Origin of the sequence: Phytopseudomonas straminea (genome assembly GCF_900112645.1) — a bacterium.
Classification (GTDB): Bacteria; Pseudomonadota; Gammaproteobacteria; order Pseudomonadales; family Pseudomonadaceae; genus Aquipseudomonas; species Aquipseudomonas straminea.
On the sequence record NZ_FOMO01000007.1, the window covers coordinates 162058 to 177248 of the forward strand.

Consider the following 15191-nt stretch of genomic DNA (forward strand, 5'->3'; position numbering starts at 1 on the left):
ATGGCAGACCCTAGCTGGCTCAGGCGCGTTCGGCAGGCGTCTCGGTCTTGAGAGCGCCACGAATGTTCATCGCGCCCAGGCACAACTGCAGCACAATCAATGCGTAGGCGTGGCTGTAGAGCCCCCAGATGATCCACAAGAGGTTGCTGGCCATGAACACCCAGAAGCCCAGATTACGGCGGTGGCGCTGCTTGGAGGCGACCAGCCAGGCAGCGATGACGGTGATCAGCATGGCCGGCCATTGCAGCCAGTCGAGGTATTCCATAAGGCATCCGCAAACTGAGAGTACTCAGTAGCGACCCTTGCCCGGACGCGGACGTTCGACCTTTCAGATCGGATTGCTCTCGCGCTGTGCCTTGTCAGCGTACATTTCGGCGTCGGCCATGCGCAGCAGTTCGCTGGCCGTAGTGCCGTCCGTCGGTGCGATGGCGATACCGAGGCTGACACCCACCTGTAGATTTTGGCCATTGAATACGATGGGATCGCTCAGTTCTTCTTCTATGCGCTGGCCCAGGCGAATGGCTGCTGCCCTATCCAGACCGGGCAGCAGCACGGCGAACTCGTCACCGCCAAGACGTGCCGGTACGTCGATGCTGCGTAGCAGGCCGCGTAGCCGGCGGGCGCTGACTTTGAGTACCTCGTCGCCCGCAGCGTGGCCAAAGCGGTCGTTGATCTGCTTGAAGTGATCCAGGTCGATCATCATCAGCGCGAAGGACGCCGAGCGCCCCTTGGTCAACGCATTGGTGACGCTCAGGTCGAATACCCGGCGATTCGGCAACTCGGTTAGCGGGTCCTGATGGGCCAGGGTGTCAAGCGGCCGCAGCAGGTGCCGGCCGATCAGCGCCACTACCAGGGCAGACAGCGCCAGGCTGGCTAGCAGCAGATAGCGCTGGAAACGTTCGATACGCTCGTAGGCAGCCATGTGCTGGTTCAGTGATTTGCCTGCGATCAGCAGTACTTCGCTGGCCTTCTGGGCATTGAAATTGTGCAGCGCCACCGAGCGCATCAGGTACTCGTCGTTCTCGTCCTGCAGTGTCCACTCGGCCCCGTCGACCAGCGCCGCGGGGTTGCTCAGCAAGCGCTCGAAGCTGCTTTCAAGGGTATTGCCGTGCAGTTGCCAGGCGCCGTCCTGGCCGCGTGACAGGAATACGAACTCGGTATCGGTGGTCTGCTTGAGCGCTTCAGCCAACTCGGTGTTAATGGCGAAACCCAGAGTCAGTTCAGCCTGGGGCGTAGGCATGTTCACCACGCGGTGGATCAGCTGGTAAAGCACACCGCTTTGACTGCGCAGCAGGCTCACCGGTTGCGCGCCCGGGCTGCCCGCCTGTGCAGCGGCCTTGAGTAGCGGGGCAATGTCGGCCTGTTGCAGTTCCTTGGGCACACTGGCAATCAGCTGGCGGTCGAGCGTATTGAGCAGAGCGATGTCGGCCTTCAGGCGCTTGCTGTGGTTGCTCAGCATGGATTCGATGGTCGAGCGCTCAGCGGTGGCGATGGCTTCCTTGAGGCCATAGTCAGCGGCCAGCACAGCAGCGCCCTGAGTCAGTTGGCGCTGGCGCAGTTCCAATAACTCGTCGACCACCTGGGTGGTGGTCTGCAGGCTTTTGCTGATGGTTTCTTCGACGATGCTGCGGTTGGTGCGAGCGCTCACCAGGTAGATGACCACCTGCACGCTCAGCAACGCCACGAGCAGTACCACGATGATGCGTCGTTCCTGAGTCTTGATGTGCCGGCTGCTTCTCATCGACGTTCCATTCCCTATGGTTGTTATCGAGTGTAGAGCAGCGATTGGCCGACAGGAGTCAGCTGGTCAGGAAGTCCGTTTGAAGATGCGCTCCGAGAACAACATTTGCGCGAGCAACGGATAGGCCAGGTAATGCAGGATGAAGAGCAGTACGCCCATGGGGCTGGGCTCGTCCTGTAGGCTCATCATGGTCAGCAGTAAGGCATACAGCAGGGCGAGGATGCCACCGTACAGCCACACCAGGCGCCGCCGTTCCCCGCGGGTTGGCGGGCGGCGTTGGCGCCAGGCGAATACAAGTGCCATCAGTGCTGCGATGCTGGCGGCGATCACCAGGGTCGCCAGCACGCCACCAAGTTTGACGAAGCTGCGCAGCAGCACATTGAGCACCACGGCCGCCGCCACACCGATGAGGGCGTAACGCAGCATGGCGACGGGCTGTTGGGAAGGCGGCATGGCGACAGGGCTCGGCGGTGGCGATGATGCTTGGAGTCTCGCCTGTGAATTCAGGTTCTACAAGCGGCGATCCAGGCCGAAGCGGCGGCTCAGCACGCGGTCGAGCAGGGCGCCTGGCAGCAGCGCCGAGAGCAGCGGCAGGGCGCGGCTGCCATTGCCCAGGCGCAATACCCTTGGACGCTTGGCACTGGCCACGGCAGCGTATACGTTGCGCGCCACGTGGCTGGCCGGTGTCGGATTGTCTTGCGAGGCGATGGCGCGGGCGCGAATGCCGTCACGCATCGGCCACCATGGCGACTGCTCGCCGATCAGTTGTTCGGCCTGGCGACTGGCGTGGGTGCCGAAGCTGGATTCGATCGCACCCGGCTGCACTTCCATCACACCGACGCCAAATGGCGCCAGCTCCAGCCGCAGTGCGTCGCTCAAAGCATGCACCGCAGCCTTTGAGGCGCAATAAGCGCCGGCGAACGGTGTCACCAGTACGGCGGAAACACTGCCGATATTGATCACCAAACCCTTGTTCTGGCGCAGTAGCGGAAACAGCGCGCGGGTCACGTTGACCAGGGAGAACACGTTGGTTTCGAACTGCGCGCGCATGGCGGCAGCGCCGCCGTCGAGCAGTGGGCCCATGGCGCCGTAGCCGGCATTGTTGATCAGCACGTCGAGCCCGCCGATGCGTTCCTTGAGCGTGGCGGCCAGCTGCTCGACCGCGGCTGCATCGTTGACGTCCAGCTGCACGGCGTTGAACCCTGCTTCGCTCAGGCGCGCCACGTCTTCGCGCTTGCGGGCGCTTGCCCAGACCTCATACCCCTGTTGCGCGAAGGTGTCGGCCAGTGCCCGGCCAATGCCGCTGGAGCAGCCAGTGATCAGAACCCTAGGGTGACTCATGGGTAATCCTTGTGATTGTTGTTGTGTGGATCGTGAAAGGGCGGCTAACGACTGAAGGTGCCCTGCAACTGCTCGGCGCGGAATTCCAGGGTACTGGCGCGGTAGCCGCTGCGCAGCGTAGGCAGCGGCAGGCAGCTTTGCCAGTCGGCACCGGGTAGCAGCTCGCCGGGGCCGCTGTAGCGCGGCGTCTCGTACAGGCGCTGCGCCAGGTTGACACTGTCACCTGGCCGGTAGGCGCTGACCTGCCAATGCAGTTCCTGCAGTGCGGCGTCGCTGCCGTTGTGCAGGTACAGCTCCAGTGGGCGGTCAGCGGGGCAGCGTTCGGGGGCGTAGCTCAGGCGCAATTCCAGGTGAGCCAGGTTGCGATTCTCACGGTTTTCCTGCCACAGCACCCAGCTCGCCACCATGCCCAGCCCGGCCAGCGCCGCCAGTGAAATAGGCAGGGCCTTGGCCGGGTAGCGGATCAGCAGAATGAACCAGCTGAGAACCAGAATCGCGCCGAAAATCATGGCTGGACCTTGAATGTCGAGTGTCTGCCAATCCTACACAAGGCCGATGGGCTCGGCACCCGCCCAGGGGTTGGTGGATGTTTCGCCAGGGGCTGTTTCTCGCCGCCATGCAACTCATGCTGAAGCGCCTGGGCCTTCACTCCGGCGCGTGGTCGCGCAGGAACACCAGCTTGTCGGCGCTCGAATCCTTTGCCGAGAAGCGGTAGCCCTGGTCGTTGAAATCCTTGAGGTGCTTTGGATCGGTCACGCGTTCCTTGATCACGTGGCGGGCCATCAGACCGCGGGCTTTCTTGGCGTAGAAGCTGATGATCTTGTACTGACCGTTCTTCAGGTCCTTGAATTCGGTGTCGAGGATTCGCGCTTTCAGCACCTTGCGCTTGACCGCCCCGAAGTATTCATTGGATGCCAGGTTGAGCAGCACGTCGTCGCCCTGGGCGGCCAGCGCCTGATTCAGCCATTCGCTGATGGGCTCGCCCCAAAACGCGTAGAGGTCCTTGCCGCGGGCGTTGGCCAGCTTGGTACCCATTTCCAGGCGGTAGGGCATCATCAGGTCCAGCGGGCGCAGCAGCCCGTACAGGCCGGAGAGCATGCGCAAGTGCTGCTGGGCGAAATCGAAGTCGGCCTCGCTGAAGCTTTCCGCGTCCAGCCCGGTGTACACGTCGCCCTTGAAGGCCAGCAGCGCCTGCTTGGCGTTCTCTGGCGTGAAGTCCGGCGTCCAGCTGCCGAAGCGCGCTGCGTTGAGGCCGGCCAGTTTGTCGGAGAGGTGCATCAACTCGGCGATCTGCGCCGGCGTGAAGTCGCGCAGCTGGGTGACCAGTTCCTGGGAATGGTCGAGAAATTCGGGCTGGGTAAAGCGCGAAGTGACCGGTGCGCTTTCGTAGTCCAGGGTCTTGGCGGGGGAAATCACCATCAGCATGAGTCGTCTCCTTCGGCGGAGCGGCGATTCTAGCCGATTCGGCAGGGCCCGCGTGGAGCAAGGCAGCAGGCTGGACTCATGACTCTAGTGGGCGATAAGTGCCGCTGCCAAGGTCATTCGTCCAACCGACAAATAAAAATAAAAAAACTGAAAAGATCATTTGCCTGTCACATTTTTTGGAGTATCAACGAACTGTGGTTTGCGACGAACCGGGCATGAAGGCCGGCCCGTGCAGACCACGCCTTGAAAGACCGCCGAACCCTGCAGACAGGTGGCGGCCCTCGGCCCTCATCCGTTTGCGGCGCTCCTGATCGGGAGTCGGTGGTCCTGTGTGGCGGAGCGCCGTCCTGGCATTCCGTCGCTGGATCCGACAAGAGGTGACGAGTATGGATGACCACGGACGCATCAAGCCCACCGCCCCAACCTTGTACGCCCTCGACACCAATGTCCTGATTCACGATCCCAACGCGCTGCTCAATTTCCAGGAACACCACGTCGCCATCCCGATGACGGTGCTGGAGGAACTCGACAAGCTGAAAACCGGCAAACAGGGCGTCGCCGCTGAATGCCGGCAAGCCATCCGCCTGATTGACAAGATTCTCGATGGAGCCACCCCCGAGGAGGTCGAGCACGGGGTGCCGATCCAGCGCGACAAGAGCGGCCCCTGCGGTTTTCTGTCGATTCTTATGAGCAAGAGTGCGGCGCCGGTCACCTGGCTGCCGGAAGACCTCAACGACAACAAGATCATCAACCAGCTGGTGGAGCTAAAGTCACGGCGCCCGGGCATGTCCGTGGTGCTGGTGACCAAGGACATCAACATGCGCCTGAAGGCGCGTGGCTGCGGGCTGGATTCCGAGGATTACCACACCGACCAACTGGTCGACGACATCTCGCTGCTGTCCAAGGGTTACCACGACGTCGAGGGTGCCTTCTGGGATCGCGTCGCCAAGGTCGATACCCGCCAGGGTCATGGGCGTACCTGGCACCGCGTGCAGCTCAGCGAAGACTTGCCGGCGGTCAACGTCAATGAATTCATCATCGACGAGCAGGGCTTCGTCGGCTGGGTCAAGGAGGTCGAGGGCAACGAGCTGCTGATTCTCGATCTGCACCAGGAGCCGCTGCTGCATCAGGAGGCCTGGGGGCTCAAACCGAGGGACATCCACCAGGCGCTGGCGCTCTACGCGCTGCTCGACCCGGACATTCACCTGGTCAACCTGACCGGCGCCGCCGGCTCGGGCAAGACCATCCTGGCGCTGGCGGCGGCCATCGAACAGACCATGGTCAGCAAGCGCTACCGGCGCATCATCGCCACCCGTTCGGTACAGGGCCTGGACCAGGAAATCGGCTTTCTGCCCGGCACCGAGGCCGAGAAGATGGAGCCCTGGCTGGGCGCCATCACCGACAACCTCGAAGCCCTGCACATGGATGACGAGAACACCCATGGCAGCGTCGACTACATCCTGCAAAAGGTGCCCCTGCAGTTCAAATCCCTGAACTACATTCGCGGGCGCAGCTTCCAGCAGAGCCTGATCCTGATCGACGAATGCCAGAACCTCACCCCGCACCAGATGAAGACCATCATCACCCGTGCCGGCAATGGCTCCAAGGTGATCTGCCTGGGCAACCTGGCGCAGATCGATACGCCGTACCTTTCGGCGCCCAGCTCGGGGCTGACCTACCTCACCGAGCGCTTCAAGGGCTTCGAGCACGGTGTGCACATCACCCTGCAGGGCGTGCCGCGCTCGATCCTCGCCGAGTACGCCGAAAGCCACATGTAACCCCTCGCCCCGGAGCCGCCTGGCGGCTCCGGGCATTCATTGCGGCGCGCATGGTTTGCAGGGGCCGGTGCGGGGCCTACAATCGCCAGGTTTTCTACTTGGAGATTGTCCGTGCTGACCCATCTCGACTCCCAGGGGCGCGCCAATATGGTCGACGTCAGCGACAAGGCGCAGACCGTGCGTGAGGCCGTGGCCGAGGCCCGGGTGCGCATGCTGCCCACCACGCTGCAGATGATCGTCGACGGTGAGCACCCCAAGGGCGATGTCTTCGCCGTGGCGCGTATCGCCGGCATCCAGGCCGCGAAAAAGACGTCCGATCTGATTCCGTTGTGTCATCCGCTGATGCTCACCAGCGTCAAGGTCGAGCTGCGGGCCGATGGCGACGACGCCGTACTGATCCGCGCGCGCTGCAAACTCACCGGCCAGACCGGCGTGGAGATGGAAGCGCTGACCGCCGCCAGTGTCGCGGCGCTGACCATCTATGACATGTGCAAGGCGGTGGATCGCGGCATGATCATCGAGCAGGTGCGCCTGCTGGAAAAACTCGGTGGCAAGAGCGGCCACTTCCTGGCAGGCGAGGGCGAGCGATGATCCACGTGCAGTATTTCGCCCGTTATCGCGAAACCCTGGGGCTGGATGCCGAGGAGCTACCGGGCGATTTCGCGACCCTCGATGAATTGCGCCTGCACCTGCTGGCCCGCGGCGGCGCCTGGGAGGTGCTCGCCGAGCGCGGCCTGATGTGCGCCCGCAACGAAGAACTCTGCGCGTTGAGTGAGGCGCTGGTCGACGGGGATGCAGTGGCGTTCTTCCCCACGGTCACCGGAGGCTGAGATGGCAGTTCGCGTCCAGCAGGCCGTTTTCGATCCCGGCTTGGAAACCAACGCCGTGCATGCCGCCAACGCCGGCGTCGGCGCCGTGGCGTGCTTCGTCGGCTACGTGCGTGATTTCAATGACGGCCAGGACGTGGCCGGCATGTTTCTCGAGCATTTCCCCGGTATGACCGAAAAGGCCCTGGCTGGCATCGAGAGCCAGGCCCGCGAGCGCTGGCCATTGCTGGGCGTCGAGGTGATCCACCGCGTCGGGCGGCTGGAGCCGGGCGAGCCAATCGTTTTCGTCGGCGTGGCCAGCGCTCACCGCCAGGCGGCCTTTCAGGCCTGCGAGTTCATCATGGATTACCTGAAAACCCGTGCGCCGTTCTGGAAAAAGGAGGACACCCCCAGCGGCCCGCGCTGGGTCGAGGGCCGCGAGAGCGACCAGGCATCCGCCCGGCGTTGGCAGGCCGAAAGCTGAAAGCGGCTCAGCCGAACTCGATAAAGACCTTGAAGTACAGTGGCGCGAACATCGACAGCGCGCCCAGCCCGGTCAGCCAGATGCCCCATTCCTGTTCGCGGTTATTGAAGCCGATACCCAGCAGCAGAAAGCCGCTGATCAGCAGGACGATCATGATGTGAAAAGCGTCCATGGCGAAGCCTCCTCGCAAGTGTCGCGTGCCATGAGCTGCGCCGCTGCCGTGCGGCGGCCTACATATCCAGCGTAGTCGAGGGCGCGTGTGGTGGGGCTGATTCAGGGCAATTCGTGGCATCAATAATGCGCAGCCTGGCCGCGATAAAAATCACGTTCGCCGATTTTGGTCGCCGTCGCGGCCGGGCGTGATTAAAATCGCCGACTGAATTCTCCTGCTACCCAAGGATCCTGTTATGCCCCGTATCGGAACCCCCCTGTCGCCCAGCGCGACCCGCGTGTTGCTGTGTGGCTCGGGCGAGCTCGGCAAGGAAGTGGTCATCGAGCTGCAACGCCTAGGCGTGGAAGTGATCGCCGTCGATCGCTACGCCAACGCGCCGGCCATGCAGGTGGCGCATCGCAGCCACGTGATCAACATGCTCGACGGCGCCGCGCTGCGTGCAGTGATCGAGCAGGAGAAGCCGCACTACATCGTGCCGGAGATCGAGGCGATCGCCACCGCCACGCTGGTCGAGCTGGAAAACGAAGGCTACACCGTGATCCCCAGCGCCCGCGCCGCGCAGCTGACCATGAACCGGGAAGGCATCCGTCGCCTGGCCGCCGAAGAACTCGGCCTGCCGACCTCGCCCTATAAGTTCGCGGACTCCTTCGAGGAGTTCCAGGCAGCGGTGAGCGCCATTGGCTTCCCGTGCGTGGTCAAGCCGATCATGAGCTCGTCCGGCAAGGGCCAGTCGGTGCTCAAGGGCGCCGATGACGTACAGAAAGCCTGGGACTACGCCCAGGCCGGTGGCCGTGCCGGCAAGGGCCGGGTGATCGTCGAAGGTTTCATCGACTTCGACTACGAAATCACCCTGCTGACCGTGCGCCACGTCGGCGGCACCACCTTTTGCGCGCCTGTCGGCCATCGTCAGGAAAAGGGCGATTACCAAGAGTCCTGGCAGCCTCAGGCGATGAGCGAGGCCGCCCGTGCCGAGGCCGAGCGTATCGCTCTGGCCGTTACTGGCTCGCTGGGTGGTCGCGGCCTGTTTGGCGTCGAGCTGTTCGTCAAGGGCGATCAGGTGTGGTTCTGCGAGATATCGCCGCGCCCGCACGACACCGGCCTGGTCACCCTGATCTCTCAGGATTTGTCCGAATTCGCCCTGCATGCCCGCGCTATTCTTGGCCTGCCGATCCCAGCGATCCGCCAGTTCGGCCCGTCCGCCTCGGCAGTGATTCTGGTCGAAGGCGAGTCCAAGCAGGTCAGCTTCGGCAGCCTCGGCGCCGCGCTCACCGAGCCGGACACCGCCCTGCGTCTGTTCGGCAAGCCGGAAGTCAGCGGCCAGCGCCGCATGGGCGTTGCACTGGCGCGCGACGAGTCTCTGGACGCAGCCCGCGCCAAGGCGCTGCGGTCGGCGCAGGCGGTCAAGGTGGAGCTGTAACCTTTTTGGAACGATGCCCGCAGCTGACGTGGGCATGCTGCACTAACTGTGGGAGCGGGCCATGCCCGCGAAAAGTCACGGGCATGGACTGGGCGTCCCCGCCCGTTCCCACAGGTAGTACGCTAACGCTCGCGTTTCATTCGTTGTCGTCGATCAATGGGAATACGAATTCTCGGATACGAAAGATCGTGAGCGGCTTTATAAGTACCAGCGGCGTTGTGCCGCTTGCCATGCCTCAGTGCTGTTGGGCCTCCCAGGCCCGCACTTCCAGCACGCGGCTGCCGCTGGACTGGACGATCTCCAGCCGGTAGCGACTCACCTGCATACAAACCGCGCAGTCAGGAATGTTTTCCAGCACTTCGGTCACCAGGCCGTTGACCGTCTTCGGTCCATCGACCGGTAGGTGCCAGCCTAGTGCCCGGTTCACTTCACGCAGATAGGCGCTGCCCTGGATCGACCAGGTGCCGTCGCCCAGCGGATAAAATTCGCGTGGGTGTGCGGTTTCCACCGAACTCAGGTCGCCGACGATCTCTTCGAGAATGTCTTCGACGGTGACGATGCCCATGGCCTCGCCGTATTCGTCGACCACTACGGCAGTGCGGTACTTGTGCTGCTGGAAGTTGACCAGCTGGTTCGCCAGCGTGGTGCCTTCGGGCACGAAGTACGCGGCGTCGCAGGCCTGCAGCAAGGCCGCTTCATCCAGCTCGCTACACCCGGCCAGGCGGCGCATGTGCAAGATGCCTTCGGTCTGGTTGAGGCCGTTGCGGTACACCGGCAGACGAGTGTGCGAGGCGCTGCGAATCTGCTCGAGCAGCGGCGTGCTGCCCTGCAGATCGATGCCGGTGACCTCGTGGCGCGGAATCATCACGTCCTCGACGCTGACCTTGTCCAGCTCCAGCACGCCCAGCAGCATGGCGCGTCGCTCGGCGGGCAGCGGCAGGTCGTCGGCCTGCAGCGCGTCGCGCAGCTCGGTGAGGCTCGGTGCATCATCGGGTGCGGCGCTCTGATCTGCCTTGCCTATTCGCCGGCGCAGACCCTGGCCGATGGTCATCAGCAGGTGGGTGAACGGGGACAGCGCCAGGCTGACCAGGGTCAGCGGATAGCTTGCTGGGTAGGCGAACAGCGGCGGCGGCAGGATGGCCAGCAGGCGACCGAACGGATGGGCCAGCATCAGCACGGCCAGCGTCAGAACGAACGGCGATGGCGCCAGATTACCGGGCGCACCGTGGCGCAAGGCCAGCAAGGTGGCAGCGACCGAGGCGGCCATGGTGCTGCAAATGGTGCCGATGCGCAGGGTCGCCGACAGCCGTTGTGGCTGGTCGAGCAGGGCGATCAGCCGGGCAGCGGCGCGATGGCCCTGGCGCGCCCGGTAGCGCAGCCGATAGCGGTTGAGACCGAATAGCACGGTACGTGCGCAGATGAAAAAGGTCGCGCAGGCCAGCAGGGTGAGCAGCAGGGCGAGCTGGAAAAGCGGTGAGGGTGTGTTCACGGCTCAGATGTGCAGGATGAATTCACGAACCAGCTTGCTGCCGAAGAAGGCCAGCATCAGCAGACAGAAACCGGCCAGCGTCCAGCGGATCGCCTTGTGGCCGCGCCAGCCGAGCTGGTGGCGGCCCCAAAGCAGTACAGCGAACACTACCCAGGCGAAGCACGACAGGATGGTCTTGTGCACCAGGTGCTGAGTGAACAGGTTGTCGATGAACACCGCGCCGGAGAGCAGCGACAGTGACAGCAGCGCCCAGCCGCTCCACAGGAAGCCGAACAGCAGGCTTTCCATGGTCTGCAGGGGTGGGAAGTTGCGGATCAGCCCGGAGGGATGCTTGTTCTTGAGCTGCCGGTCCTGCACCAGTAGCAATAGCGACTGGAACATGGCGATGGTCAACAGGCCGTAGGCCACGATGGACAGCAGAATGTGGGCGAGTATGCCAGGGCCTTCCTCGATCGGCTGGCTGGTGCCGCTGGGCATGAACTGCGCGCACAGCACCGTCAGCCCGCCGAGCGGAAACAGGAACAGCAGCAGGTTGTGCACCGGCATGCGCTGGCAGGCCAGCAGGATCAGCGCAATCACCGTAAAGGCGATCAGACTGGAGGAATTGAAGAAGTCCAGGTTCAGGCCGGCGACATCGTGCATCTGCATGTACAGGCTGCCACCGTGAAACAGCAGGGCGATCACGCCCACCAGCAGCAACACGGGTTGGCTGGGCTGGCTGCGGCGGGCCAGATGCAGGCCTTGATAGCAGGCAGCGCCAAAGTAGAGAACGGCGGCGGCGAGGCTGGGTAACAGAGGGTGCATAGATAGGCGATGACAGGGCCGGAAAGGCGCTGAGTGTGGCACACAACCGTTGTCGCAAAAAGACTGCAAGCGGTATCCGCTCTCATATGTCGCAGGCGCACCGACAAACAAGCCTCGAAAGCGTCGCGGTCTTCGTTATAATCCGCCGTTTGCTGCCAGCCCATCCCGGCCAGACGGCCCGAAAGGAACGCGCATGTTCGAAAATTTAACCGATCGCCTCTCGCAGACTCTGCGCAGCGTCACTGGCAAGGCCAAGCTGACCGAGGACAACATCAAGGACACCCTGCGCGAAGTGCGCATGGCGTTGCTCGAGGCCGACGTGGCGCTGCCCGTGGTCAAGGATTTCGTTGCTCGCGTCAAGGAGCGCGCGGTCGGCACCGAGGTGTCCAAGAGCCTGACTCCGGGCCAGGCGTTCGTGAAGATCGTGCGCCTGGAGCTGGAAAGCCTCATGGGCGCCGCCAACGAAGACCTCGACCTGAGCACCACGCCGCCGGCGGTGGTGCTGATGGCCGGTCTGCAAGGTGCTGGTAAGACCACCACCGTGGGCAAGCTGGCGCGCCTGCTCAAGGAGCGCAAGAAGAAGAGCGTGATGGTGGTGTCGGCGGACGTCTACCGTCCGGCGGCCATCAAGCAGCTGGAAACCCTGGCCAATGACCTGGGCGTGACCTTCTTCCCTTCCGACATTACCCAGAAGCCGGTGGCCATCGCCGAAGCGGCGATCCGTGAGGCCAAGCTCAAGTACATCGACGTGGTGCTGGTCGACACCGCCGGTCGTCTGGCCGTCGATGCCGAGATGATGGCCGAGATCCAGGCGCTGCATGCCGCGGTCAATCCGGTGGAGACCCTGTTCGTGGTCGACGCCATGACCGGTCAGGACGCCGCCAACACCGCCAAGGCCTTCAACGATGCGCTGCCGCTTACCGGCGTGGTGCTCACCAAGGTCGACGGTGACGCCCGTGGCGGTGCCGCGCTATCGGTGCGCGCCATCACTGGCAAGCCGATCAAGTTCATCGGTATGGGCGAGAAGAGTGAAGCGCTCGAGCCGTTTCACCCCGAGCGAATCGCCTCGCGCATCCTCGGCATGGGCGATGTGCTCAGCCTGATCGAACAGGCCGAGCAGACCCTCGACCGCGAGAAGGCCGAGAAGCTCACCAAGAAGCTCAAGAAGGGCAAGGGTTTCGACCTCGAGGACTTCCGCGACCAGCTCGTGCAGATGAAAAGTATGGGCGGCCTCGGCGGCCTGATGGACAAGCTGCCGCAGATGGGTGGCGTCAACCTGGCGCAGATGGGCAATGCCCAGGGCGCGGCAGAAAAGCAGTTCAAGCAGATGGAGGCGATCATCAACTCGATGACGCCTGCCGAGCGCCGCGACCCCGACATCATCAGCGGCTCGCGCAAGCGCCGCATCGCCATGGGTTCTGGCACTCAGGTGCAGGACATCGGTCGGCTGATCAAGCAGCACAAGCAGATGCAGAAGATGATGAAGAAATTCAGTGCCAAAGGCGGCATGGCCAAGATGATGCGCGGCATGGGCAGCATGATGCCTGGCGGCGGCATGCCGAAGTTCTGATGGCTCTGGCAGGCCGCCTGGCGGCCTGTGGAAAAAGAGATTTGCAAACAGCCGCATAATCCTTAGAATATGCGGCCTTTCGGGCCTAGGCCCATTTTTGATGTGTGCCTCAAGTTAGCACCGACTACAGGAACGATGTTCACATGGTAACTATTCGTCTCGCTCGCGGCGGCTCCAAAAAGCGCCCCTTCTACCACCTCACCGTGACCAACAGCCGCAATGCGCGCGACGGTCGCTTCGTAGAGCGTATCGGTTTCTTCAATCCGATCGCCTCGGGTGCTGAAGTCAAGCTGTCCGTGAATCAAGAGCGCGCTACTTACTGGCTGAGCCAGGGCGCCCAGCCGTCTGAGCGCGTTGCTCAGCTGCTGAAAGAAGCTGCCAAGGCTGCTGCCTAAGCACTTCTTATGAGCACGACGCCGGCCCCCGCCGAGGATCTTCTGGTTCTTGGCAAGATAGTCTCGGTGCATGGCGTCAAGGGTGAGATAAAGGTGTATTCCTTTACCGATCCCCTGGATAACGTGCTCGATTACCCTCGCTGGACGCTGCGGCGCGATGGCGAGGTGAAACAGGTTGAACTGGCTGGTGGACGCTTGCAGGGCAAGGTTCTGGTCGCCAGGCTCAAAGGGCTCGAGGATCGTGAAGTGGCGCGTACCTACGCGGGCTTCGAGATCTGCGTACCCAGGAGCCAGCTGCCGGAGCTCGATGACGGCGAGTTCTACTGGTATCAGCTGGAAGGTCTGAAGGTCATCGATCAGGCGGGGCAACTGCTCGGCAAGGTCGATCATCTGTTCGAGACCGGTGCCAATGACGTGATGGTGGTCAAGCCCTGCGCTGACAGTCTCGATGATCGTGAGCGTTTGCTGCCGTATACGCAGCAGTGCGTGTTGTCGATCAATCTCGAAGCTGGCGAGATGCAGGTCGAGTGGGACGCGGATTTCTGACGCCATGCCGAGCTTGCGCGTCGATGTGATTACGCTGTTCCCGGAAATGTTCGCCGCCATCAGCGATTACGGCATCACCAGTCGTGCGGTAAAGCAGGAGCTGTTGCAGCTGACCTGCTGGAATCCGCGCAGCTATACCACGGATCGTCATCACACCGTTGACGACCGCCCCTTCGGTGGTGGTCCCGGCATGGTGATGAAGATCAAGCCGCTGGAAGATGCTCTGGTTGATGCCAGGCAGGCCAGCGACGTACCGGCGAAGGTGATTTATCTCTCGCCGCAGGGCCGCAAGCTGACGCAGGCGGCGGTACGCGAGCTGGCGAAAGAGGAGCGTTTGATTCTCATTGCTGGCCGCTACGAAGGCATCGACGAACGTTTCATCGAAACCCACGTCGATGAGGAATGGTCGATCGGCGACTACGTCCTGTCCGGCGGTGAGCTGCCGGCCATGGTGCTGATCGATGCGGTAACGCGCCTATTGCCTGGTGCATTAGGTCATGCAGATTCGGCCGAGGAAGACTCCTTCACGGATGGCTTGCTCGACTGCCCGCACTACACCCGTCCGGAGGTGTATGCGGATAAACGTGTTCCGCAGGTGCTGCTTGGCGGCAACCACGAACACATCCGGCGCTGGCGTTTGCAGCAGTCCCTGGGGCGCACCTGGGAACGCCGTGTCGATCTTCTGGATAGCCGCTCGCTTTCTGGAGAAGAGAAGAAGCTGCTGGAGGAATACATCCGCCAGCGGGACGATAACTAATATCGATGGCCGGCCTGACGGCCCGTCTTAGGAGCGCAGCATGACCAACAAAATCATTCAGCAACTCGAAGCTGAGCAGATGAGCAAAGAGATCCCGACCTTTGCCCCGGGCGACACCGTAGTCGTTCAGGTGAAAGTAAAGGAAGGTGACCGCCAGCGTCTGCAGGCGTTCGAGGGTGTGGTAATCGCCAAGCGTAACCGTGGTCTGAACAGCGCCTTCACCGTGCGCAAGATCTCCAGCGGCGTTGGCGTTGAGCGTACTTTCCAGACCTACAGCCCGCTGGTCGACAGCCTGGCCGTCAAGCGTCGCGGTGATGTTCGCAAAGCCAAGCTGTACTATCTGCGCGACCTGTCCGGCAAGGCAGCGCGCATCAAGGAAAAACTGGTTTAATCCAGCTTTCCCCCTCGAAAAAAGCAGCCTCGGCTGCTTTTTTCGTTTCTGGCGTTTGGTGGGCTGGCAGCCGTT

The 15191-nt window shown here is 62.7% G+C and carries 19 protein-coding genes; 10 read left to right on the plus strand and 9 right to left on the minus strand.

Translation table 11 applies throughout. The annotated features are described in order from the left end of the window. Positions 1-19: 19 nt before the first annotated feature. The 6 genes from BM279_RS17590 to yaaA form a co-directional block, all read right to left on the minus strand. The gene (locus BM279_RS17590) at positions 20-265 is read right to left on the minus strand and encodes a hypothetical protein (protein ID WP_093505826.1); all 246 of its coding nucleotides are present in this window, start codon (positions 263-265) and stop codon (positions 20-22) included. 63 nt (positions 266-328) lie between these two features. Continuing rightward, entirely contained in the window at positions 329-1741 is a 1413-nt protein-coding gene (locus BM279_RS17595; RefSeq protein WP_093505828.1) for a GGDEF domain-containing protein, read from the minus strand. Positions 1742-1807: 66 nt separating this feature from the next. Then, positions 1808-2194: an ABZJ_00895 family protein gene (locus tag BM279_RS17600; protein WP_093505830.1), complete on the minus strand. Its 387-nt coding sequence runs from the start codon at positions 2192-2194 to the stop codon at positions 1808-1810. Positions 2195-2251: 57 nt separating this feature from the next. Continuing rightward, on the minus strand, positions 2252-3082 hold the full coding sequence (locus BM279_RS17605; protein WP_093505832.1) for an SDR family oxidoreductase: 831 nt from the start codon (positions 3080-3082) through the stop codon (positions 2252-2254). 44 nt (positions 3083-3126) lie between these two features. After that, complete coding sequence (locus BM279_RS17610; RefSeq protein ID WP_093505834.1) at positions 3127-3591, minus strand: multidrug transporter; 465 nt, start codon at positions 3589-3591, stop codon at positions 3127-3129. Between the two features lie 136 nt (positions 3592-3727). Then, positions 3728-4507 carry a peroxide stress protein YaaA gene (gene yaaA, locus BM279_RS17615; RefSeq protein WP_093505836.1) on the minus strand — a complete coding sequence of 260 codons (780 nt, stop codon included), beginning with the start codon at positions 4505-4507 and terminating at the stop codon, positions 3728-3730. A 386-nt stretch (positions 4508-4893) separates the two neighbouring features. Between yaaA and BM279_RS17620 the strand changes: the two genes are divergently transcribed. The 4 genes from BM279_RS17620 to moaE all read left to right on the plus strand — a co-directional run bounded on the left by BM279_RS17620 (position 4894) and on the right by moaE (position 7575). After that, complete coding sequence (locus tag BM279_RS17620) at positions 4894-6285, plus strand: PhoH family protein (RefSeq protein WP_027905963.1); 1392 nt, start codon at positions 4894-4896, stop codon at positions 6283-6285. A gap of 111 nt (positions 6286-6396) precedes the next feature. Then, positions 6397-6876, plus strand: a complete 480-nt coding sequence (gene moaC, locus BM279_RS17625) for a cyclic pyranopterin monophosphate synthase MoaC (protein ID WP_075931723.1) — start codon at positions 6397-6399, stop codon at positions 6874-6876. Continuing rightward, on the plus strand, positions 6873-7115 hold the full coding sequence (locus BM279_RS17630; RefSeq protein WP_093505838.1) for a MoaD/ThiS family protein: 243 nt from the start codon (positions 6873-6875) through the stop codon (positions 7113-7115). Before moaC ends, BM279_RS17630 begins: the two co-directional genes overlap by 4 nt. 1 nt (position 7116) lies before the next feature. Next, on the plus strand, positions 7117-7575 hold the full coding sequence (gene moaE / locus BM279_RS17635) for a molybdopterin synthase catalytic subunit MoaE (RefSeq protein ID WP_093505840.1): 459 nt from the start codon (positions 7117-7119) through the stop codon (positions 7573-7575). A gap of 7 nt (positions 7576-7582) precedes the next feature. On the opposite strand, the gene BM279_RS23435 is transcribed toward moaE, so the two are convergent. Next, positions 7583-7747: a hypothetical protein gene (locus tag BM279_RS23435; protein WP_167363165.1), complete on the minus strand. Its 165-nt coding sequence runs from the start codon at positions 7745-7747 to the stop codon at positions 7583-7585. Between the two features lie 235 nt (positions 7748-7982). Between BM279_RS23435 and purT the strand changes: the two genes are divergently transcribed. Continuing rightward, positions 7983-9164, plus strand: a complete 1182-nt coding sequence (purT, locus tag BM279_RS17640) for a formate-dependent phosphoribosylglycinamide formyltransferase (RefSeq protein ID WP_093505842.1) — start codon at positions 7983-7985, stop codon at positions 9162-9164. Between the two features lie 235 nt (positions 9165-9399). On the opposite strand, the gene BM279_RS17650 is transcribed toward purT, so the two are convergent. Together BM279_RS17650 and BM279_RS17655 are read right to left on the minus strand one after the other, a co-directional pair. Further along, complete coding sequence (locus tag BM279_RS17650; protein WP_093505845.1) at positions 9400-10653, minus strand: HlyC/CorC family transporter; 1254 nt, start codon at positions 10651-10653, stop codon at positions 9400-9402. A gap of 3 nt (positions 10654-10656) precedes the next feature. Further along, positions 10657-11457 carry a cytochrome C assembly family protein gene (locus tag BM279_RS17655; protein ID WP_013790150.1) on the minus strand — a complete coding sequence of 267 codons (801 nt, stop codon included), beginning with the start codon at positions 11455-11457 and terminating at the stop codon, positions 10657-10659. A gap of 193 nt (positions 11458-11650) precedes the next feature. Here BM279_RS17655 and ffh point away from each other — a divergent pair, with 193 nt between their 5' ends. From ffh to rplS, 5 genes are all read left to right on the plus strand, one after another. Continuing rightward, complete coding sequence (gene ffh / locus BM279_RS17660; RefSeq protein ID WP_093505847.1) at positions 11651-13027, plus strand: signal recognition particle protein; 1377 nt, start codon at positions 11651-11653, stop codon at positions 13025-13027. 143 nt (positions 13028-13170) lie between these two features. After that, entirely contained in the window at positions 13171-13422 is a 252-nt protein-coding gene (gene rpsP / locus BM279_RS17665) for a 30S ribosomal protein S16 (protein WP_009403592.1), read from the plus strand. 9 nt (positions 13423-13431) lie between these two features. Then, positions 13432-13968 carry a ribosome maturation factor RimM gene (gene rimM / locus BM279_RS17670; RefSeq protein ID WP_093505849.1) on the plus strand — a complete coding sequence of 179 codons (537 nt, stop codon included), beginning with the start codon at positions 13432-13434 and terminating at the stop codon, positions 13966-13968. A gap of 4 nt (positions 13969-13972) precedes the next feature. Then, a complete protein-coding gene (gene trmD, locus BM279_RS17675) occupies positions 13973-14725 on the plus strand; it encodes a tRNA (guanosine(37)-N1)-methyltransferase TrmD (protein WP_093505851.1) in 753 nt (250 codons plus the stop codon). Between the two features lie 40 nt (positions 14726-14765). Continuing rightward, positions 14766-15116 (plus strand): 50S ribosomal protein L19, encoded by a 351-nt coding sequence (gene rplS, locus BM279_RS17680; RefSeq protein WP_013790154.1) that lies wholly within the window; start codon positions 14766-14768, stop codon positions 15114-15116. Positions 15117-15191 lie beyond the last annotated feature (75 nt).